This window comes from Noviherbaspirillum cavernae (genome assembly GCF_003590875.1).
Taxonomy (GTDB): domain Bacteria; phylum Pseudomonadota; class Gammaproteobacteria; order Burkholderiales; family Burkholderiaceae_D; genus Noviherbaspirillum; species Noviherbaspirillum cavernae.
Genome location: NZ_QYUN01000002.1, coordinates 2,511,547 through 2,531,902 on the forward strand (window position 1 = coordinate 2,511,547; position 20,356 = coordinate 2,531,902).

The 20,356-nt window shown below is 57.8% G+C and carries 17 protein-coding genes and 1 other RNA gene; 2 read left to right on the forward strand and 16 right to left on the reverse strand.

Annotation, left to right across the window (positions count from 1 at the left end; all coding sequences use genetic code 11):
* Window positions 1–10: 10 nt before the first annotated feature.
* Window positions 11–1,912 carry a DNA polymerase III subunit gamma/tau gene (dnaX, locus tag D3870_RS11710; RefSeq protein ID WP_119739296.1) on the reverse strand — a complete coding sequence of 634 codons (1,902 nt, stop codon included), beginning with the start codon at window positions 1,910–1,912 and terminating at the stop codon, window positions 11–13.
* Between the two features lie 105 nt (window positions 1,913–2,017).
* On the opposite strand from dnaX, the gene D3870_RS11715 reads away from it, so the two are divergent.
* Window positions 2,018–3,661, forward strand: a complete 1,644-nt coding sequence (locus tag D3870_RS11715) for an isovaleryl-CoA dehydrogenase (protein ID WP_119739298.1) — start codon at window positions 2,018–2,020, stop codon at window positions 3,659–3,661.
* A gap of 29 nt (window positions 3,662–3,690) precedes the next feature.
* Here D3870_RS11715 and ffs read toward each other — a convergent pair.
* From ffs to ubiD, 3 genes are all read right to left on the reverse strand, one after another.
* Window positions 3,691–3,789: signal recognition particle sRNA small type (ffs, locus tag D3870_RS11720), an RNA gene on the reverse strand.
* 100 nt (window positions 3,790–3,889) lie between these two features.
* Window positions 3,890–4,411 (reverse strand): superoxide dismutase family protein, encoded by a 522-nt coding sequence (locus D3870_RS11725; RefSeq protein ID WP_119739300.1) that lies wholly within the window; start codon window positions 4,409–4,411, stop codon window positions 3,890–3,892.
* Window positions 4,412–4,531: 120 nt separating this feature from the next.
* Window positions 4,532–6,016, reverse strand: a complete 1,485-nt coding sequence (gene ubiD, locus D3870_RS11730) for a 4-hydroxy-3-polyprenylbenzoate decarboxylase (RefSeq protein WP_119739302.1) — start codon at window positions 6,014–6,016, stop codon at window positions 4,532–4,534.
* 463 nt (window positions 6,017–6,479) lie between these two features.
* Between ubiD and D3870_RS11735 the strand changes: the two genes are divergently transcribed.
* Window positions 6,480–7,421 (forward strand): transglycosylase SLT domain-containing protein, encoded by a 942-nt coding sequence (locus tag D3870_RS11735; RefSeq protein WP_119739304.1) that lies wholly within the window; start codon window positions 6,480–6,482, stop codon window positions 7,419–7,421.
* A 50-nt stretch (window positions 7,422–7,471) separates the two neighbouring features.
* Here the strand turns inward: D3870_RS11735 and D3870_RS11740 are convergent, their stop codons facing one another.
* The 12 genes from D3870_RS11740 to pilV all read right to left on the reverse strand — a co-directional run bounded on the left by D3870_RS11740 (window position 7,472) and on the right by pilV (window position 20,339).
* Window positions 7,472–8,665: a pyridoxal phosphate-dependent aminotransferase gene (locus tag D3870_RS11740; RefSeq protein ID WP_119739306.1), complete on the reverse strand. Its 1,194-nt coding sequence runs from the start codon at window positions 8,663–8,665 to the stop codon at window positions 7,472–7,474.
* Between the two features lie 61 nt (window positions 8,666–8,726).
* Window positions 8,727–9,197: a transcription antitermination factor NusB gene (gene nusB, locus D3870_RS11745; RefSeq protein ID WP_119739308.1), complete on the reverse strand. Its 471-nt coding sequence runs from the start codon at window positions 9,195–9,197 to the stop codon at window positions 8,727–8,729.
* A gap of 100 nt (window positions 9,198–9,297) precedes the next feature.
* Window positions 9,298–9,783 carry a 6,7-dimethyl-8-ribityllumazine synthase gene (ribH, locus tag D3870_RS11750; RefSeq protein ID WP_119739310.1) on the reverse strand — a complete coding sequence of 162 codons (486 nt, stop codon included), beginning with the start codon at window positions 9,781–9,783 and terminating at the stop codon, window positions 9,298–9,300.
* A 152-nt stretch (window positions 9,784–9,935) separates the two neighbouring features.
* On the reverse strand, window positions 9,936–11,048 hold the full coding sequence (ribBA, locus tag D3870_RS11755) for a bifunctional 3,4-dihydroxy-2-butanone-4-phosphate synthase/GTP cyclohydrolase II (RefSeq protein WP_119739312.1): 1,113 nt from the start codon (window positions 11,046–11,048) through the stop codon (window positions 9,936–9,938).
* 208 nt (window positions 11,049–11,256) lie between these two features.
* Complete coding sequence (locus D3870_RS11760) at window positions 11,257–11,871, reverse strand: riboflavin synthase (RefSeq protein ID WP_119739314.1); 615 nt, start codon at window positions 11,869–11,871, stop codon at window positions 11,257–11,259.
* A 16-nt stretch (window positions 11,872–11,887) separates the two neighbouring features.
* Window positions 11,888–12,952: a bifunctional diaminohydroxyphosphoribosylaminopyrimidine deaminase/5-amino-6-(5-phosphoribosylamino)uracil reductase RibD gene (ribD, locus tag D3870_RS11765; protein WP_242489953.1), complete on the reverse strand. Its 1,065-nt coding sequence runs from the start codon at window positions 12,950–12,952 to the stop codon at window positions 11,888–11,890.
* A 127-nt stretch (window positions 12,953–13,079) separates the two neighbouring features.
* Window positions 13,080–13,637, reverse strand: coding sequence for a GspH/FimT family pseudopilin (locus tag D3870_RS11770; protein ID WP_242489954.1), 558 nt, complete (start codon window positions 13,635–13,637; stop codon window positions 13,080–13,082).
* Complete coding sequence (locus D3870_RS11775; protein ID WP_119739317.1) at window positions 13,634–14,119, reverse strand: type IV pilin protein; 486 nt, start codon at window positions 14,117–14,119, stop codon at window positions 13,634–13,636. Before D3870_RS11775 ends, D3870_RS11770 begins: the two co-directional genes overlap by 4 nt.
* On the reverse strand, window positions 14,103–18,005 hold the full coding sequence (locus D3870_RS11780) for a pilus assembly protein (RefSeq protein WP_158590439.1): 3,903 nt from the start codon (window positions 18,003–18,005) through the stop codon (window positions 14,103–14,105). The genes D3870_RS11775 and D3870_RS11780 overlap by 17 nt, the downstream gene beginning before the upstream one ends.
* A gap of 38 nt (window positions 18,006–18,043) precedes the next feature.
* Window positions 18,044–18,694, reverse strand: a complete 651-nt coding sequence (locus D3870_RS11785; protein WP_119739320.1) for a pilus assembly PilX family protein — start codon at window positions 18,692–18,694, stop codon at window positions 18,044–18,046.
* Window positions 18,691–19,716, reverse strand: a complete 1,026-nt coding sequence (locus D3870_RS11790) for a PilW family protein (RefSeq protein ID WP_277986356.1) — start codon at window positions 19,714–19,716, stop codon at window positions 18,691–18,693. The genes D3870_RS11785 and D3870_RS11790 overlap by 4 nt, the downstream gene beginning before the upstream one ends.
* Window positions 19,713–20,339, reverse strand: a complete 627-nt coding sequence (gene pilV / locus D3870_RS11795; protein ID WP_119741996.1) for a type IV pilus modification protein PilV — start codon at window positions 20,337–20,339, stop codon at window positions 19,713–19,715. The genes D3870_RS11790 and pilV overlap by 4 nt, the downstream gene beginning before the upstream one ends.
* Between the last annotated feature and the right edge of the window lie 17 nt (window positions 20,340–20,356).

Sequence of the window (20,356 nt, forward strand, 5' to 3'; positions counted from 1 at the left end):
TTGATTGTGATTAAGTCGGTTTGATCGACCCCGGCACGATGGATGCGCCGAACTCGCGCATCATCGCCTGCACGAAGGGATCGTTCTGCACGGTTTCCTCCGCCTGTCGCTGACGCTCGGCACGGTCAGCCATGGCTTGTGCGTTGGCGGTTTGCTCCACGGCACCGATCTGCGTTTCCACACGTATCGGCTTGCCGAAATGTTCGGACAATGCAGAGGCCAGCTTGTCGACGCTGCCGGCCGCGCACAGCGTTTCGAGTGGAATGCGCAAATGGAATTGCGCGCCTGCGCCATTGGTGTCGCACTTGAGCAATTCGCTTTGCTGCGCCAGCTGTTGCGCCACGCCGCGCACCGGCAACGTGGCGGCAAGCGCGGGCCAGTTGCCGTCCCAGTCGAGCGCCGGCACCGGCTGCGGCGGCAATGCCCTGATCGCCTGCGGCTTCTCATCCGGCACGGAGACGCTTGGCGCGGCGAATGGCGTTGGCGCTTCAGCCTGCTTGTTTAGATCGGTCGATCGCGGTTCAGTTTTTTTTTGAGCCACCGCATCCGAAGCTTCGGATGCGGCGTCTGCTTGCGCTTGCGGCTTTTCCTCTTCCCACGGCGGAGCCGGCCGACTTGCAGCAGGCATCGGCGATGGAGCAGCCACCGGCGGCTTGCCGCCATTGCGTGCCGCCTCGAGCGCGGCACGCGCCGGACTCATGCCACCAGCAGGCCGCGCCACCGGCGCGCTCGCAACCGCTTGCTGCGGCGCGGCGCTCAATCTCGCCGGCGCAGGTGCCGGCGCGGAAACCGGCGCAGAGGCAACCGGCTTCGCTTCAGCGCCGCCTTGCCCCGGACGGAAGGCAAGCATGCGCAGCAAGGTCATCGAAAACCCTGCATATTCATCCGGCGCAAGGCCGAGCTCATTGCGCCCGTGTACTGCGATCTGATAAAACAGCTGCACCTCTTCCGCATCGAACAGTTCCGCGAGACGCAGGATATGTTCGCGTTCCGGCACATCGTCAGGCAGGGCGGCCGGCACCGTCTGCGCCAGCGCGACGCGATGCAGCAGCGAGCCGAGGTCTTGTAATGCGGCATTCCAGGAAAGGCTGCGCGCCGCCATGTCATCCGCGACCGCCAGCAAGGCCGCACCATCCTTGGCCGCCAGCGCGTCGAGCACGCGCACCAGATACGATTGATCGAGCGCGCCAAGCATGCCTTGCACGGCGTCCAGCGTCACTTTCCCCGCAGCATAGGCAATCGCCTGATCCGTCAGCGACAGCGCGTCGCGCATTGAGCCATGCGCCCCTTGCGCGAGCAGGCGCAGAGCCGACGCATCGAATGCAATCTCTTCCTGGCCGAGAATGTTTTCCAGATGGCCGACGATATGGCCAGGCGGCATCTGCTTGAGATTGAACTGCAGGCAACGCGACAGCACAGTGACTGGAATCTTTTGCGGATCGGTCGTCGCGAGAATGAATTTCACATGCTCCGGCGGCTCTTCCAGCGTCTTCAGCATCGAGTTGAAGGCATGGTTCGTCAGCATGTGAACTTCATCGATCATGTAGACCTTGAAGCGGGCATTCGACGGCGCGTAGATCGCCTGCTCCAGCAGTTGCGCCATCTCGTCCACGCCGCGGTTGGAGGCCGCGTCCATTTCGATGTAGTCGACGAAACGTCCCGCGTCGATCGCGGTGCATGCTTCGCATACGCCGCATGGCTGCGCAGTGATGCCTTTTTCACAATTGAACGACTTCGCCAGGATGCGCGACAGTGTCGTCTTGCCCACACCGCGCGTGCCTGTAAACAGATAGGCGTGATGCAATCGCTGCTGTTCCAGCGCATGCGTCAGCGCCCGCACCACGTGCTCCTGCCCGACGAGCGTTTCAAAGCTCTTTGGACGATATTTGCGGGCAAGGACTTGGTAGGACATAGAGGCGCCGGAGATTAAATATGAGCCACATTTTACCTGACCTGCTGTAAGTTACAGGCTTGGGTTGTCGTGAATGTATTGCTCTCATCGCAAAGGATATCCAGCATGCAATGGCCTACGCACGAAGTCACCAATCAGGTCCCCGAACTTCACGACTACAACCTGTACACAACCGATATCGCACTGCGTGATGGCGTGCGGCGCGCGCAGGCGGACTGGCATGACGACAGCCTGATCCACTTCGGCGCGGAACTCGGCAGCAAGGAGGTATTGCAGCTCGGCGAATTGGCAAATCGTCATCTGCCCGAGTTGTCCACCCATGACCGCTACGGCAATCGCATCGACCTCGTGGAATTTCATCCGAGCTGGCATCGATTGTTGAGCCTGCCGCGGCGCGAGGGCTTGCATGCCCTGCCGTGGATGCTGCCGAAGCCCGGTGCACATGTCGCGCGCGCCGCCGGTTATTTCATGCAGTCACAGGTCGAGTCCGGATCGCTGTGCCCGACCACCATGACATTCGCCTCCATTCCGGTATTGCAGAACGAGCCGACATTGTTTGCCACGCTGGGGCCGAAACTGTTCTCGCGTGAACACGATCCGCGCGATTTGCCGCTGGAGCATAAGCATTCCATCCTGATCGGCATGGGCATGACGGAAAAACAGGGCGGCTCCGATGTGCGCACTAACACAACCGTCGCACGGTCACTGCGCGGCGAAGGACGTGGCGCAGAATATCTGCTGACCGGGCACAAATGGTTTTTCTCGGCACCGATGTGCGATGCGCACCTGGTGCTGGCGCGAACCGAGAACGGCCTGTCCTGCTTTTTCGTGCCGCGCTGGCGGCCCGACGGCAGCAAGAATGCCGTACTGGTGCAGCGGCTGAAAGACAAGCTCGGCAACAAGTCCAACTCCAGCAGCGAAGTGGAATTCCAGGATGCCTGGGGCGTCATGGTCGGCGACGAAGGACGCGGCATTCCGACCATCATCGAAATGGCCAACCATACCCGGCTTGACTGCGTGATCGGCAGTGCCGGTTTGATGCGGCAAGCGTTTGTGCAAGCGGCTCACCATGCCAGGCACCGCACGGCTTTCGGGCGACATCTTGCCGAGCAGCCGTTGATGCGCAATGTCCTGTCGGATCTGGCGCTGGAAAGCGAGGCGGCGACGCTGCTGATGTTGCGCCTGGCGCGTTCCTTCGAGTCGCCGCAGGATCCGGTCGAGCGCACATGGCGGCGCATCGTGACGCCCGCCGCAAAATTCTGGATCTGCAAGCGCGCGCTCGAATTCACCGGCGAATGCATGGAAGTCTGGGGCGGCAATGGTTATGTGGAAACCGGGCCGATGGCGCGCATGTACCGCGAAGCGCCGGTCAATTCGATCTGGGAGGGTTCCGGCAACATCATGTGCCTGGATGTCCTGCGCGCCATCGAACGCGAACCAGAGGGATTCATGCAGTGGCTGGACGAACTGCAGCAGACCGCCGCAGCGCATCAGGGATTGCGAAGCCACGTTGCGGCGCTGCGCAATGATCTCGCGACACCGCCCGAGCAGCGGGAAATGCTGGCGCGCCGTTTTGTTCAGCGACTGGTGCTTGCGGCCCAAGGCTGCCTGATGCTGCAACATGCGCCGAGCGGAATCGCGGACGCCTTCATTGCGAGCAGGATCGATGCGGAATGCGGTCGTGTGTACGGAACACTGGCTGCGCCGGCGCTGCAGCAGAATATTCTGGAGCGCGCATGGCCGGTTTGAACGACTTGGTATGGAAATGCAAGGAGGAAAGAGGCGAGCCTTGTCTGCGGCACTTGCGGGAAATGGCTGTGGCTGCTTCGTTCCCGACCTGACCAGGTTGGCCATGCCACAATGCGCAGGGGCCCGCCGACGCGAATTCTACCAGCAAAGCCCGCTGCCTGCTGCCTGATTTCATGCGGCCAGACGAATCAGCCTGGCCCGCAGCAAGAAAATGCGCAACTTTCTGCGTCAGACTTTCTTGATCACGCCGCAAGCAATGCGCCCGCCTGCATTGCCCGTCGGTTGCGTCTTGTAATCATCGGGACTGGCATGAATCACCACTGCGCGATCGAGGATGCCGAACTTGCCGTTATCTACGCGGATGGTATCCACCTCGATGGACACCACCGCCTCGCCCTTGCCATCCGATACAAGATTGCCCATGTCCCCTGCATGATGCATCGGGTCCTTGGGGTGGCTATGCGGCTTGGCGTCAGGATTGAAATGACCGCCGGCCGTCATCGCATCCGCCGAAGAGCAATCGCCTTTCTCATGCACATGGAATCCGTGATCGGCATTCGGCTTCAAGCCGGTCACTTTTGTTGACACGACGACCTTGTCGCCACGCTCGGCAAAATCCACGGTGCCGGCCACATTCGAACCGCTCTTGGCTTCAAGGTTTGCACGCGCCTGCTTGCCTGCAGGCTGCGTGGGCGAGGATTGGCATCCGGCAAGAATCGCCGTGCCGAGAAGTGCAAGGAACAGTTTCATCTGAGTCACTCCTTCATCAAGATAATTAGAGTGACATCAGATTAGACGGCGCGCCGGGCTCCGTATAGAGTTTGCTTAAGCTTTTATCAACTTGCGCAACATGCAATCCGGATACGTCGATCAGAGTCCGAGTTCCTGCCAGATCCGGTCGACCTTCTGTTTCACCTCCCCGGTCATGCTGATTGTCCGCCCCCATTCACGGCTGGTTTCGCCGGGCCATTTATTGGTCGCATCGATCCCCATCTTGCTGCCCAGCCCGCTGACCGGCGATGCAAAGTCGAGATAATCGATCGGCGTATTGTCCACCAGCGTCGTGTCGCGCGTCGGATCCACGCGCGTCGTGATCGCCCAGATGACTTCCTTCCAGTCGCGGATATTGACGTCCTCATCGACCACGACGATGAACTTGGTATACATGAATTGCCGCAGGAAGCTCCAGATACCGAACATGACGCGCTTGGCATGTCCGGGGTAAGCCTTCTTCATCTGCACCACCGCCATACGATAGCTGCAGCCTTCCGGCGGCAGATAGAAATCGGTGATCTCGGTAAACTGCTTCTGCAACAGCGGGATGAATACCTCATTGAGCGCCACGCCAAGAATTGCCGGCTCATCCGGCGGCTTGCCGGTGTAGGTCGAGTGGTAAATCGGATCGCGCCGCATCGTGATCCGGTCGATGGTAAAGACCGGAAACCAGTCTTGCTCGTTGTAATAACCGGTATGGTCGCCATACGGCCCCTCGAGCGCATGCTCGTAGCCGCTCGGATGCGCTTCGTCCGGATAGATATGCCCTTCCAGCACGATTTCCGCCGAAGCCGGCACGCGCAGTTCGCTCCCGATCGCCTTCACCAGTTCCGTGCGGCTGCCGCGCAGCAGGCCGGCGAACTGATACTCCGACAGACTGTCGGGAACCGGCGTGACGGCACCGAGTATCGTCGCAGGATCCGCCCCCAAGGCGACGGCGATCGGGTATGGCTTGCCGCGATTGACGATCCCGTGCTCGCGGAAATCGAGTGCCCCGCCCCGATGAGCAAGCCAGCGCATGATCACCTTGTTGCGGCCGATGACCTGCTGGCGGTAGATGCCGAGATTCTGGCGTTTCTTGTGCGGCCCCTTGGTGATGACCAGTCCCCAAGTGATCAGTGGCGCAACATCGCCCGGCCAGCAATGCTGGATCGGCAAACGGGCCAGATCCACGTCATTGCCTTCCCAGACAATCTCATGACATGGCGCGGACCGATGCTCCTTCGGCGCCATGTCCCACAGCGACTTCACCAGCGAACCCAGCCCCAGCACATCCTTGATCCCCTTCGGCGGCTCTGGCTCCTTCAGCATGGCCAGCACATGACCGATCCTGCGCAACTCGGAAACGTCATCGGCTCCCATCCCAAGCGCCACCCGGCGCGTCGTGCCGAAAAGATTGCCGAGAACCGGGATCGTTTGATCAACCGGGTTGTCGAAAAGCAGCGCCGGTCCTTCTGCCCGCAAGATCCGGTCGCAAATCTCCGTCATTTCCAGATACGGCGACACAGGCACGGAGATATGCTTAAGTTCCCCCAAATATTGCAATTGAGAAAGAAAATCTCGTAAATCGGAATATTTCATGATTTTTCGCAGAATTTTAACGTTGGCAATGTTATTAAATTTGGTTGCTCAACTGTTTGATTTAATTGAATTTCTATTGCGGCGCAGCGAAAAACATATACATAAAAGTTATAAAAGTCGACTTTGTTAGTATTGACTTGATATAAACAGCCCCCTAGAATTCGCCCAACTTGATGGCAAGGCAAGCTTTCCACAAACAGCTGCTTGAAGAAAAATTGCCATCATTCACGGGATCGGGGTCCCACATGACATTTTAAGGAGTGTTTTCAAAAGGCGTCTGCCTTCCCCCCGAAAAAATTATCTGCCACTGATCAGCACAGACAGCCGACAGCTTGAAGCAGATAATCCGCCGTTTGCCCTGCGCGCCACGCGCTGGCAAATGATGTACTGATTCACGGCAACCAGAAATCGACCGGACAGCCCGGATTGAATTCTTGCGTGCCGCGACGATTCAGGAGGATCAATGTCAAGTCGTTTTTTCAGCGCGACGTCCGTTTTCGCGCAACGAAAAGCCAGCCAGTCCGCCGCATGGGCAGTATTTGCCCGCGATACCGCAAGCGGCTTCGTCACGACAGCGCATCATGCGCTGATGGGCTTGGGAATCATTGCAATAGGCGCACTTTGCGTCATGTTCATCAAACCCGATATCGCCGATCACATCAAGGCGCTTTCGCCATTTGCCGCAGAAACCACGCCTGAGCCGGCAGCTACGCCTCACCAGCTCGCCAACCTCATGGACAAGGCCGGCCCCCAATCGCAATCCGCAACCGCAGCATCGGCCAATGAAGATGACAAGATGCTCGGCAATGCACGTCAGCAGCAATGGGTCACAAATTGGTTGTCAAAACGATATCGCGTCGCATCGGATGCGACCGACATGCTCGTTTCCGCTGCCTATCTGACAGCCAGGGAAATCAAGCTGGATCCGCTGCTCATCCTGTCCGTGATGGCCATCGAATCGGGCCTGAATCCCTTTGCCGAAAGCCCGGTTGGCGCGCAAGGCCTGATGCAGGTCATGTCCAAGGTTCATCATGACAAGTTCCAGGATTTGGGTGGCGTAAAAGCCGCGCTGAACCCGGTTGCGAATATCAAGGTCGGTTCACTGATCCTGAAGGACTATGTGAAACGCGGCGGCTCGGTGGAGGCCGGTCTGAAGTTGTATGTGGGGGCAGGTGCCTCCGATACGGATTTCGGATACGGCGCGAAAGTGCTGGCGGAATACCGCCGCCTCAAGGAAGTCGCGATGGGCAAAAAGGTGCCGATTTATTCCACTTCAGCGAACTCCACGCCGTCAAAGCCGATGCCGCAGGAAAGCAAGCTGGAGGCGGCATCGGAACCGGAATCTGCCGTGATCGGCGAGAATGACAAGACTCCCGTCAAAGCAGCTCAGGTGGCAGTCCTGTAATTACAACGCTGTTCATGCCATATGAAAAAAAGAGCCGCTGGCTCCTTTTTTCATTGTGTATTGCGTTTGCCGGAAAAATACTCTCGCAGGCGACGAACCGCCTCCTGCAGGTTCTCCATCGACGTCGCATATGACACGCGTATATAGTTGCGCGCCGTATGCGGACCGAAATCCAGTCCCGGCACCAGCACGACGCCCGCCTGATTCAGGATATCGATCGTCAGTTGATCGGCATCACCCGCCAACTCCGAGCAATCTGCGTATACATAGAAGGCACCATCAGGCGTCACCGGCACCTTGAAGCCCAACTCCCGCAATGCCGGAACGATGTAATCGCGGCGACGCCGGAATTCTGCCTTGCGCTCTTCGTGGATCGCGATGGATTCGGGCGTGAAACATGCAAGTCCGGCATGCTGGGCAATGCTCGACGCACAGATAAACAGGTTCTGCGCAAGCTTTTCGAACTGCGGTACCAGACGTTCCGGGGCAACGAGCCAGCCGAGTCGCCAGCCGGTCATGTTGAAATACTTCGAGAAACTGTTGATGACAATCACGTCCTCGCCCAGCGACAGCGCCGAGAACGGCGAAGCGTCATAGCTCAGTCCCTGATAAATCTCGTCGACAATGGTGAAGCCGCCCTTTTCCCGCACCGCAGCGACGATTCTTGCCAATTCGCCGTGTTCGATGGAGGTGCCGGTGGGATTGGAAGGCGATGCGAGCAGCACGCCGCGTGTGGCTGCCGTCCAGTGTTCACGCACCATCGATTCGGACAATTGGAAGCGTTGCTCCGGGCCGCTCGGAATCATTGTCGCGCGTCCCTCGAAGGCGGCGACAAAGTGGCGATTGCATGGATACGACGGATCCGGCATCAGCACTTCGGTCCCGGGCTCGACCAGCGCTGCGCATGTCAGCAACAGTGCGGCCGAGGCTCCGGCGGTCACAATGATGCGCGCCGGAGCAATGTCCAAGCCGTAGACGCGCCGATAATGTGCCGAAATTACCTCCCGTAGCGCGGGAATCCCGAGTGCTGCCGTGTATTGCAGCTTGCCGTCAGCCATCGCACGTGCGGCGGCCTCGATCACCGGCGGCGCGGCTGTGAAATCAGGCTCGCCGATACCCATGTGAATGATGTGACGGCCCTGCTTTTCCAGATCAGCCGCCATTTTCGCCAGTTCCATCACATGGAATGGCGCAATATTCGCCAGTCGGGAGGCGACTTGAAAATCGGGATGTGAGGAACTCATGTGGCTCGGTCCAGCCGGGGCCGCGGCGCAGCGTCTCGCGGGAGATTTTCTTGTTTCGGCATCAACGCTTTTTGGCGTCGTTGACTTCGACGTCGCGCACCTTCGCGGCAAATTTGTCCAGCACGCCGTTGACGTATTTGTGTCCGTCGATTCCGCCAAAGGACTTGGTCAGTTCGACCGCCTCGTTGATCACAACCTTGTACGGAATTTCGATGTGGTTGTTGAGCTCGAACGCGCCAATCAGCAGTGCAGCATGCTCAACCGGCGACAACTGGTCGATCGGGCGGTCAATCAGCGGCGCGAGGCTGGCGCGCAGGGCGGGAGCTTGTTTGATAGTGCCATGCAACAGCACGTCAAAGTGCTCCGCATCGGCCTTGTCGAAGCCGTGCGCTTCGCGGATGTGCGCATCGATCGCGCCGGCATCCTCATTGTTCAACAGCCATTGGTAAAGACCTTGCAGCGCAAATTCGCGGGCGCGATGGCGCGGCGTACGGTTCTTGTTGGGATTGGCATGGACGGTTTTCTGGGTCATGGCGATAAGCTGCGGCCTTCCGTGCATTGAGGGAAGGCCTGAAAATTAACTGGAGTGGCGGCAGCTACAAACCTGCCGTCGTACAAATCGTACAAATGGACTATTCGTCCTCGCTTGCTTCGGCAAGTTCTTCCAGGGCAATGGATAGATTTACCATCTCGACCGCGACACGCGCCGCATCGGCCCCCTTCTCGGCCATCCGCACTTCGGCTTGCTCATCGGTTTCGGTGGTGAGGACCGCATTGGCAATCGGGATACCGAAGTCCAGTCCAATGCGCGTAATGCCTGCACCAGATTCATTCGATACCAATTCGAAGTGATAGGTTTCTCCGCGAATCACAGCGCCCAATGCGATCAGCGCATCGAACTGCTGCGTTTGCGCCATCTTTTGCAGCGCAAGCGGGATTTCCAGCGCACCCGGCACAGTGACATGCAGCACGTCCTCGTCCGCCACGCCCAGATGCTTGAGTTCCGCGAGGCAGGCTGACAGCAGGCCATGGCAGACATCCTCGTTGAAACGGGCCTGCACGATGCCGATGCGTACGCCTTGCCCGTCAAGGTTGGATTCGTATGTTCCTACTGTCATGACTGTTCCTTTGTGCGCGATCGCGCGTTGTTCTTGTCGTCTTGTCGCCCGAATTGCCGCAACGTGTCTCGCATGGCATATGCGAGCTGTCGATGCAATCGGAATTGTCGCTATTGTTCCTCGTTATCGTCCCCGCTTGCAGGGAACAACCATCACATCTGCGGCTTGCCTTGATAGCCCACCACTTCGAGGTCGAAGCCAGTCATCGACGGCATCTTCCGTGGACTGGCGAGCAACTTCATCTTGCCTACGCCCAGATCCTTGAGAATCTGCGCGCCTATGCCGTAAGTGCGCAAATCCATGCGTGCTGCACGCGACACGGGTTGCGTGTCAGGATTGTTCAGCGCGTCGAATTGCGCAAACATCTGCTCCGCAGATTCCTCGCAATTCAGCAATATCATCGCGCCACGCTCCGACGCCTTGATGGCGGCCATCGCCGAGGCGATGTTCCACGAATGTGTGGTGACTTCGGTTTCCAGCAAATCGAGAATCGACACCGGCTGATGCACGCGCACCAGCGCCTCCAGTTCAGGAGCGAGATCGCCATGCACCAGCGCAAGGTGCGCACCGCCGCTTGGTTTATCCCGATAGGCAATCGTCTTGAACGTGCCGTGCGCCGTTTGCATGCTGCGCTCCGCAATGCGCTCGACAATGCTTTCGTTCTGACTGCGGTAGTGGATCAGATCGGCGATCGTGCCGATCTTGAGGCCATGCTGTTGCGCGAACTCGATCAAGTCCGGCAGGCGAGCCATTGTGCCGTCGTCCTTCATGATTTCGCAGATGACGGCAGCCGGAGTCAATCCGGCCAGTTCCGCAAAGTCGCAGCCCGCTTCGGTATGGCCTGCACGCATCAATACGCCGCCCTTTTGCGCCTTCAGTGGAAAAATATGGCCTGGCTGCACAATGTCGGACGGTTTTGCATTGCGGGCAACCGCAACCTGCACCGTGCGTGCACGATCCCCTGCGGAAATGCCGGTCGTCACTCCTTCTGCGGCCTCGATGGAAACCGTGAAATTCGTGCCGTACGATGTCCCGTTACGGGTAGTCATCATGGGCAAATTCAATTGCTCGCAACGCTCCGCCGTCAAGGTCAGGCAAATCAAGCCGCGGCCATATTTGGCCATGAAATTGATGGCTTCCGGTGTGACGAATTCGGCGGCAAGCACCAGATCGCCCTCGTTTTCGCGATCTTCCTCATCCACCAGAATGACCATGCGTCCGGCACGAAGCTCGGCAATGATTTCTTGAGTTGTTGAAATGGACATGACTGAAATCCTGAACAGGCCGCTATTTTAAAGGATTTAGCGCGTACTCAGATTTTTACGAGCAGGGTCGCGGCTGGTTCCGTGCAGACCGCTTTGCACGAGTCGGGAATCCGATCGTTTGTCGATCACATTCCACTTTTGACAACGTCCATCGAAGAACAATCCGGCAGCGTGCGTTGGCATCGCTGAAGCGAAGCGTTCAAGACCCCTACTCTTTGTGGCTCAACATCCGCTCCACGTAGCGCGCAATCAGGTCAATCTCCAGATTGACCCGCGCCTGCGGCTTGAGGTGCTTGAGCGTGGTGACTTCAATCGTATGGGGAATGAGGTTGATCGAAACCGCGCATCCGCTTGCGCTATCTGTGACGCTGTTCACCGTGAGCGATACGCCATTGACGACGATGGATCCCTTGTAGGCGAGGTATTTTGCGAGGTCTTTCGGCGCTTCGATCACCAACTCCCACGACTCGCCCACAGGTTCGAACTTGCAGACGACGCCCAGCCCGTCAACATGGCCCGACACCAAGTGCCCGCCCAATCGGTCGGACAATGTCAGCGCCTTTTCCAGATTCACCTCCCCCTCCGCGCCCAAGCCTGTGGTCCGGCTCAGGCTCTCGCGGGACACGTCCACGGCAAAGCCCGTATCGGTCTTTGTCACCACGGTCATGCAAGCGCCATTGAGCGCGATCGAATCGCCGATCAGGACATCCGCCATCGGCAATCCGCCCGCATCGACGGTCAACCGGACGCCGGCTGTTGCCTCGCCGCCCAACGACGAAACAGAAGTGATTTTTCCTACTGCAGCAACAATTCCAGTGAACATGACAAATATGATCCAGTTAAATGAAGCGGGCCAGGATACGCAAATCGGAACCAATCTGCCTGGCCTCGTGAAAAGATAGCCTGAGTCTGCCATCCAGTGCCTCCAAGGCAGGAAGATCGAACAGGCCCTCGGCATCGCCCAGCAGGCTGGGAGCGAGATAAAGCAGCAACTCGTCGACACAGCCTTCGCGAATCAGCGAGCCATTGAGCTTGTAGCCGGCTTCGACATGGAGTTCATTGATCTGTCGCTTGCCGAGTTCCAGCATCAAGGCGGGCAGATCGACCTTGCCGTGTGCGTTCGGCAGCATGATGATTTCCGCCCCGCGATCCCGCAACTGCGCCTCCTTTTCGGGATTCGGACGGGCCGCCGCAATCCACGTTCCACCTCCATGAAGGATGCGCGCGTCCGGGCTGATCTGCAATGTGCTGTCAACCACAATGCGGCGCGGCTGTCGAGGCGTATCGATTTCCCGCACATTCAGCTGCGGGTCGTCTTCATTGACGGTACCAATGCCGGTCAGGATCGCGCAGGCGCGCGCGCGCCACCAATGACCATCGTTGCGTGCTTGTTCGGAGGTAATCCATTGGCTGAGTCCGTTGTGCAATGCCGTCTTGCCATCGAGACTTGCTGCAGCTTTCATGCGAACCCACGGCTTGGCGCGCTGCATACGCGAGAAAAAGCCGATGTTGATTTCCCTCGCTTCGTTTTCCAGTACGCCGCAGGCAACTTCGATACCCGCAGCAGCCAGACGCGCAAGCCCTTGGCCTGCAACCAGCGGGTTCGGATCGGCCAGCGCCGCGACGACCCTGGATACACCTGCCCGGATCAGTGCATCAGCGCAAGGCGGCGTGCGACCATGGTGACTGCATGGTTCAAGCGTTACATAGACGGTGGCACCGCGCAGTTCAAACCCGCGATTGATGGCATCATTCATCGCCTGCACTTCAGCGTGAGCCTGTCCGGCAGGCTGGGTGCAGCCTTCGCCGATGATGCGATTGTCCTTGACGATAACGCAACCGACCCGCGGGTTTGGTGAGGTTGTGAATAGGCCTTTCGATGCCCATTCAAGGGCGCGGCTCATGCCTTGCGAGTCGCTGAGAATTTCCAAGGATTGAGGTGACATTGTTGCAGGTGGCGCCTACCGGCAACCTTGCGTTGAGCTTCGATCGCTCAATTGTATCCTGTCGTCTGCCGCGCCTGCCCTCTTCCTAACACTTGGTGCCCGAATCGGGATTGCATACCCGCGGCCGCCCCAGCATGTTGACGTAGATCTTGCGCACGTGCTTACCCAGAGTGAATGAAACGCTGCCAGATTGCAGGCTGTTGGCATTGGTACGAGTACGCCCACTGCCGGTATACGAAATATATTTGGCATCGTCATCGTTGTCGGTGAAATCCGACGCGACGGTGAGCGACTGCGGAACCGGACCATGCGAGAAAATGATCTGTTCGCTCGAGTCCGGTCTTTGATTCTTGTTCTGGTCGATGAAAACGACCCATCCGCTGTCCCAGTCACTTCCATTGCCCGCAGGTACCAGATCGACGCGCGTGCCTCGTTGAATCGCCTCCGATCGCGCAAGATTGATTGCTGCAAAGAAATCGTTGGCAGTCGTTGTCAGTTGCTGACTTTGAAGCAGATTTCGAAAGCTCGGTACGCCAACAGCCAACAGAATGGCGCAGATGCTGAGTACGGTCAGCATCTCAATCAAGGTAAAACCCGAGCCGCCCGTACCGCGAATGGAAGATAAACGAACCATGCCTTTCATCTCCAGCAATCCGTGGAATCGGTGCTTGCAGCTTTCTCGCCAGTACTTCGCAATGTCAAATCGCCGCATTGCAAATCCGTGAAATTCATGTCCACGTTCTCCGTACCCGGCTTTGCCGTCAGCACGACACAATCGGCGATCGTCTCTCCGTCGCATGCAGAGCCGCTGATCTCATACGCGCTCTTCGCCGCACTTTGGCCCAGGTACCATTTGAACCGTGTTTCACTTTCACTTTCGGACAAGAATGAAAAGGCAATATAGCTGTTGTTCTGGGAGTAGAAACGCTCCTGTTGTTGCATCAGCTGCATCAACGCCGCTTGCGCCTCTGCTCTTTTGGCTCTCCGGATCGCTCCTTGATATGAGGGATAGGCAATCGATGCCAGTACGGCGACGATGACAGTGACAACCATCACTTCAATGAGCGTGAAACCCGCGCAACGGCAATAGGGAGCAGGAATGGGCCGATTACTTGTTGAACGCATCACGCAATTCCTGCCAGTTCAATATTTCCCGCCAGCTAAATCGTCCGGCAGGAACAGCGGTTTCAATCAAGCCGTTTTCGGCGGCCTTTGCGCCTCCCGTTCCAAAGCTCGCCACGGAATTTTTCTTCGTTACCGTTCTCCGTCCGATTGAATTGCGATCCCCCACCGTTGCGGCTGTCTGGAATACGACTGGCGAGCTGAGCATGCCCACTTGTGACAGATACCCGGTCAGCGTGCCGTTTGCCGCAAGACCGGTAAGCGCATTCAGGACATAGGTGCGACCGCCGCCCATGTCACAGGGATCGCTGGTGAAGATAAGACTGTTGAAGAACATCATGCCATTGGCAAGGACCGGATTGGTTACCGCGCGCTCGCCGGTCTTGTCCGCATCAAGAAAGTCGACAAACCATCCCATTTTTTGCGCGCCAGTGGCGCCATACGAAAACGTGTCGCCAACGACGTTCAGTCCCGCCCCGCTCTTCTCGATCATACGTGCGGCCAGTGCGCTACGCGTGAGCGTGGCCCCCTTGGGACCCGACTCGTCATATACACCGTAGAAGGTCTGCGCTCTGAAGCTGCCCGCAGCTGCATCCGTGTTTTCGACAAACTTGCCAGTACCGAACAGCACAACGTATCCACCGCCCGGAGCAAATACAACCTTGGGTTGCATCGTGATAGGTTGACGTACCTGTGTCGCATCCTTGGCAGTAAACAACGGCGCACTATCGACCTGCACCGCACCCAATGACGCAGCACCGGAAAAATCAATACGCCACAGATTGCCTTGGAGGTCTCCGATATAGGCGAGTCGGACCGTACCGTTGCTATCGGTTACCAGCGCCGGCGTTGCCAATCCATTTTGCAAGGAGGAATCCGTACCGGGAATCTTGAACTTGTAATAGTTGACTCCCAGCTTCCACTGCGCCGAGGGTAGTTTGTCGAGCGAGAGCAGAAACAGCGCATTCGAGGCGTCGCTATTGGATTTGCCGTCATCCTTGTAATTGTTCAGGCCGCTCGGAACGACGACAAAATGCTTGTATACGGGAATGCCGTTCGTCACCGCAATCCGGAACTTCGCTATCACAGGCGCGCTTGTCAGGTTTCCCATGTCCACATCGTCTGCGTCGGTGAATTCCCATAACGCGCCGTTGCCGCTGCCGAAACTGGCAGGATTGGTGATATCGAGTGCAAAGACACCCTGCGCACCTCCACCCAGACCTGCCGCGAGAACCGTTGCCCAATATCCGCGCACCATGGCATCTCCGGTTGTCAAGGCACCATCGACAAAGGGTCGATGTACATAGTCGGGCCGCGTCAACTGGGACAAGCCGCCAATCACCTGGCGCGGCACATATGCAAACAGTTCCTTGCCGTCATTCGCGTTGAACGCATGCAGCATGCCATCGTTCGCGCCCACATATACTGCGGGCGTGCGGTTCTTGCGCGCCTCGCGAAACTCCTGGTATCCGTCGCCCCTGCCATTCAAGGCCGGCGCGCCGACATACGCCACATTGCTGTTGATGATATCGCCCAGCACGCTGTCACGTGAGCGAAACATCTTCGGCATGTCGACCTCGGGACTGCGATCGCCGCGCAGGAAATTGACCCGCATTTCACCCAGATCGTCCACCGCCCCACTCACGGGCGAGACATTCAGCAACGCTTTTTGCGCTTCGCTCAAGCCACTCCATTTGAACTCCGTCGTCGTGACGACATTGTCGGCATCGACTTTCGTCGTGTAGATCCGGCGTTGCGCGTGCGACGGATTCGGCGTCAGAAAGTTCGTGCCGGTCAGTAGCGTGCCGGCATCCCACACCGCGCTCTCTGCAATGCTGATGCCGCCGTCATCGGTCAATGTCAGCGCCAGCTTCTTCAGGCTGCCGGTCCATTTTCCGGAATTGAAGCCGGGCTGATATACATAGGCTCCGTCGGATGCGATTTTGGCGCTCGACGCCGAAACGCCCGAGATCGTACCGCTGACATCGCCGGCCGCGTTGAACACCTTGCGAATCGACTCAATCAGTTTCTGCGGCTGGCCTGCCAGAAAATAGTTGTCCGGCACTCCGTCGCCATCCTTGTCCCATTTCCAGCTCGGGCTCGGCGCATCGGGGTCGAACGGACTGTCGCCATTGTTATCACTGTTAAACCCGCCGTATTTCGCGGCCAGATAGAGCTGACTGTTGCGCGGCTTCAGCGACCGGGGGTTGTTATCGATGAGCCCATTTCCGCCTTCATCCACATCAATGGTGAAAGTTTTCACGCGGGTCCGCTTGTCGAGGCGGATGTCATGTGTATTTGCCCAATAGGCCAATCCGGCCATGTAGTAAGTGCCGTGTCCGCCCGAGCCGGTGTCTTTGACAGCGAGTTGCGCGAGCGTCGTATTGGGAACGGGATTGTCGTTCTCGCCATTGGAATTGGTTTCCAAGTCACCGACCCGTCCGGTCCACGGCTTGACGTCCAATACCGGGTTCTTGCCATCGGCGCTGTCAGCAGGACGGGTCGCGTCAAATGCGTCCGCCAACGCACTGCCGTACTTGGTGCGCTCATTACCGGGAATATAGCGGTCCCAATGAGTGTTAACGTCAGCAATCGACAGCACGTAATTGTTCTGGCAAGACGCAATCAATGGATCGACCCATGTATCAATTACGGGGAAACCATCCTTCATCGCTTCCGTCATGCCTGTCGTCGCATCTGGCGTCGCTTGCTTCCCTTGCAGATAGCGAATGCCTTCGTAATACAGTTCGCCGATCGGATCGTACCTCTTGTAGCTCGCGGTACGGCCGAACTTGTTCAAGTAGTTGATGACACCGCTGTTCACCACCTTGTTGTACTTATCCAGCGGATTCTCAGGATTGGGATACAACACGCCGGTTTCCGGATCCCATTCCGGTTTGTCATTGGGTACCGGGACGAATTCGGGGGCTTCCACTTTTTTCGCGCCGACGTATTTCATCGGTGCTCGCAATACGCCGCCATAGCGCGTCTCGCTGTCGTCCAACAGGTATCCCATCGCGGCAAGGCGCAATCTGTCGGATTTGTTCTGAATCTCGCCAACCGGCTTGTAGCGACTGCCGTACCGCTTGCAGAGATCCTTCCGCTCGGGTCCTTCGCTCTCGTCACAGACCTGGACCCGTACCAGATACTCCCCAAGCCGCTTATCCTGCGCTTCCTCCGATGCCTTTCCATTGCCGTCGTATTTCGACAGGCAGTATGTGCTCGCCTTGCTGCTGAAGGATGCGTTGTTTCCGCCAAGCTCGCTGCTCTGATCGCTGAAAAGAATGCGATTGCGACAGGACACAACATATAGCGTGGAGACATCGAAAGGCGTTACTCGTTTCGGCGCACTGACGTTGCCGCTCTCAATGATTTTCCTGCGAGGAAAATAAGTGGAATGGGCATAGAAATTGTTCGTTCCGGAATCCATGAGAACCGCTCGTTGCAGAATGGTCATATCTGCCGTGTCCATGATCCGGTCACCTCCCGTCAACGCGTAGCGCAGCATGTCTATTGCGGATGACGCAGCCCAGTTCATGAAATTACCGCTGAAGGAATTGCCGTCACATTCATGCGTTACCGGGTCGGCGTTCTTGTATATGTAGAAGTATCCGGTGTCGGTCAGATTCCGATTTCCGCCATTGTAGACATAGCACTTCGCGGGATTGAAGTATCCGACATACTCCGTGGTCCGGTTGTAGCTTCCATCATCGCCGCGATAGGCGACTCCGACCGTTGGGAATTCGACAGACAGGCTCAGTATCATGTTCGGGTGGACGTTGCCGCGTGCGCTGAACAACGGACCGTTCGCGATTTCCACCACAGGATTCGCAGCGCATGCCGACGATGACGCAAAGCCGACGGCAATGACGACAACGCTCGGCAGCATCGCAAGAGCTTTTCGGAAGCGAATGATCCGCCTTGTCTTCATTGAGCATCCTTTCTGTAGATCGACTGCAATACCACTTGCGTCGACTCGCGCATGCCGAAGCCGATCGCGGTAATGCGATAGATGAATGCCATGTCCTCCGCGCTGGCCGATGCACCGGGGCGCGTATCCGACATGAATTCGATGATGTAACGTGGAGGCCGGCTTGGCAGCACTCCTTTCCCCGTTCGGAATATCTGCCCGGTGAACTGTCCGTACGGCACCGTATGCGCATTGGCCGACTGATCCATGAAATCGACGGTTTGCCAGATCTGGGGGGAAGCGTTGTGAGCGGGACTGCACAAGCCAAGGTTCGTGCCACTGTTGCCGCAACCCGGGACGAAGCCCTCTGCACTGTCATTTGCAAACAGATGACTGCGGGATTTTCCCGGATCGGGAGAGCGTTCAATGTCGCGCTCGGCATCCATGAGGCCGGCTTCCGCAGCCTGAAACGCAATTTGCCGATCGCGATCATTGCGCGATGCTTTCTCGCTTTGCAAGGCAAGACTTGCTGCGGAAATGCCAAGCAGCAGGATGACAATCAGCATCAGCAGGGACACAATCAGCGAAGCGCCGACTTGCCTCGATGGTTGACTGGCGCATCGCCGCTTGCGGCTGATCGCCCCCGATGTTTGCCACACAGACGTCATGCTCCGCTTCCCGCCGCCTGGTTCCGCAACTGGATGCTCATCGCAAACGCTTTCCGTGCGCGATTGCGTATCGAATTCGGCAACGCCATCTCCTTGATTCGCGTCCCGATATCGGTCGTCGCGTTGGCATCGGCATAGTCCTTGCCGAACAGGTCGTACACCAGATTTGGCGTGCCCTCCCGCGTCGGCTGCGAGCCGCGGAGCAGAAGCGCCACCTTGACCGTCACCACCTTTTTCCAGTTGGTTATCTTGTTCTTGTCGACGGGGTTTTCCGCAGCGCCTGCTGCCGCCACAAACGCATCGTCCATCGCATTTATCGCTGTTGCGCTGACAAACCGGTCAGGTAACGAGTCAGCGTTCAGGTCGAGTCCGTATAACACCTGGAACGACTCGACTCCACGCGCGATCGATTCCGCCGTCCAGCTATCGTCGCCGCCCGCGCCTGGCTCGGCGTCTTTCTTCCACTTGCAATACAACCCTGGCTCCCCATCCGTACCCGTGCGAACATAGAAAATGCTCCATCCGCGCTCGCTCTCGGCCGTCGCTTGCGAAGTCGCAGCACGGACGCCGAAGCCGGCGCAATTGATAATGGTCCCGTCCCCATGCTTTCCGATACCGGAACCGAAAAAGCGGACTGCAAGAACATCGCTGCCATTGACCGCGTCACTTTGAGGAGACTCGATGCCAGCGGTAATTTTTTTCAGACTCTTTGCGTCAAGGCCTTCGATATTCGCGCTGATGTCACCGGTGGATAGAATCGGTACGTCATCCGTACGCCAATCCTCGTACGCCGCCTGCCGCACTGCGCGCGCAATGCTCTCGATCGCGTAACGGCCGGTATCCTGAATACGCGCACTCTCGTCCTGCACGGCATAGCCGGATTTGGTCGACAACAGCAGCGCTGTCGCCGCCATGACAACCACCAATCCCAGCGTCATCGAGATCATCAGCTCCACCAATGTCAGTCCTGATTGATTCGCGAAGCGGAGGCGGACGGCCTGATGGTATCGGCAGCTATTCATTGTGCGTAGGGTTGCACTGTGAGTGCCACTGCCGGTGGGAACAGGTCATTCTCGTTCTTGATCAATTTTCCATCAGCGGCTTTTTCCTGCCATCCCATCTTGATCACAACCGATCCGTTGCCCGCGCCTGCAGTGCAATCCCATGCCAAGCCATTGATTGACTCGTCCCATGGCTGGGTATCACGGCAGATTGTCACGCGCCCGCTTGGCAGCAATTCCTTGACCCGACGTTGAAGATCGTAGATGTCGGCACTGGCCAGCTCACTTGCACTACATGTCGCGGAAAAACACAGTTTGGCAGGAGCCTCCGGCGCAGCATCAGTGGCGGATTTGTAGTTCAGCGCGAGAAAGGGATTCTGATCATCAGGCAATCCCATTTGATTCGCATTTGCGCGCATCTTGTCGGCCATCTCGGAGGCGAGTTGCAATGCGGCCGTCTGAAATGCAGATTGCTGGGTAGTTCGAAGGGAAACCAGTTGCATCCCGGCGGCTCCGATCACGCCCAGCGCGAGCACAAAGACCGAAACGAGGACTTCAATCATCGAAAAACCGTTTCGCGAGTTACAGCTCACGGAAACACCGTGATGCCCTCCCCTTTTGTCACGACGAATGCATACGACCATGTTCGCCAGCCTCAATA

What these genes read in the sequence shown, in the direction of transcription:
- dnaX (WP_119739296.1), bottom strand. Translation starts at nt 1,912, where the DNA reads ATGTCCTACCAAGTCCTTGCCCGCAAATATCGTCCAAAGAGCTTTGAA.
- D3870_RS11715 (WP_119739298.1), top strand. Translation starts at nt 2,018, where the DNA reads ATGCAATGGCCTACGCACGAAGTCACCAATCAGGTCCCCGAACTTCAC.
- D3870_RS11725 (WP_119739300.1), bottom strand. Translation starts at nt 4,411, where the DNA reads ATGAAACTGTTCCTTGCACTTCTCGGCACGGCGATTCTTGCCGGATGC.
- ubiD (WP_119739302.1), bottom strand. Translation starts at nt 6,016, where the DNA reads ATGAAATATTCCGATTTACGAGATTTTCTTTCTCAATTGCAATATTTG.
- D3870_RS11735 (WP_119739304.1), top strand. Translation starts at nt 6,480, where the DNA reads ATGTCAAGTCGTTTTTTCAGCGCGACGTCCGTTTTCGCGCAACGAAAA.
- D3870_RS11740 (WP_119739306.1), bottom strand. Translation starts at nt 8,665, where the DNA reads ATGAGTTCCTCACATCCCGATTTTCAAGTCGCCTCCCGACTGGCGAAT.
- nusB (WP_119739308.1), bottom strand. Translation starts at nt 9,197, where the DNA reads ATGACCCAGAAAACCGTCCATGCCAATCCCAACAAGAACCGTACGCCG.
- ribH (WP_119739310.1), bottom strand. Translation starts at nt 9,783, where the DNA reads ATGACAGTAGGAACATACGAATCCAACCTTGACGGGCAAGGCGTACGC.
- ribBA (WP_119739312.1), bottom strand. Translation starts at nt 11,048, where the DNA reads ATGTCCATTTCAACAACTCAAGAAATCATTGCCGAGCTTCGTGCCGGA.
- D3870_RS11760 (WP_119739314.1), bottom strand. Translation starts at nt 11,871, where the DNA reads ATGTTCACTGGAATTGTTGCTGCAGTAGGAAAAATCACTTCTGTTTCG.
- ribD (WP_242489953.1), bottom strand. Translation starts at nt 12,952, where the DNA reads ATGAGCCGCGCCCTTGAATGGGCATCGAAAGGCCTATTCACAACCTCA.
- D3870_RS11770 (WP_242489954.1), bottom strand. Translation starts at nt 13,637, where the DNA reads ATGAAAGGCATGGTTCGTTTATCTTCCATTCGCGGTACGGGCGGCTCG.
- D3870_RS11775 (WP_119739317.1), bottom strand. Translation starts at nt 14,119, where the DNA reads ATGCGTTCAACAAGTAATCGGCCCATTCCTGCTCCCTATTGCCGTTGC.
- D3870_RS11780 (WP_158590439.1), bottom strand. Translation starts at nt 18,005, where the DNA reads ATGCTGCCGAGCGTTGTCGTCATTGCCGTCGGCTTTGCGTCATCGTCG.
- D3870_RS11785 (WP_119739320.1), bottom strand. Translation starts at nt 18,694, where the DNA reads ATGACGTCTGTGTGGCAAACATCGGGGGCGATCAGCCGCAAGCGGCGA.
- D3870_RS11790 (WP_277986356.1), bottom strand. Translation starts at nt 19,716, where the DNA reads ATGAATAGCTGCCGATACCATCAGGCCGTCCGCCTCCGCTTCGCGAAT.
- pilV (WP_119741996.1), bottom strand. Translation starts at nt 20,339, where the DNA reads ATGGTCGTATGCATTCGTCGTGACAAAAGGGGAGGGCATCACGGTGTT.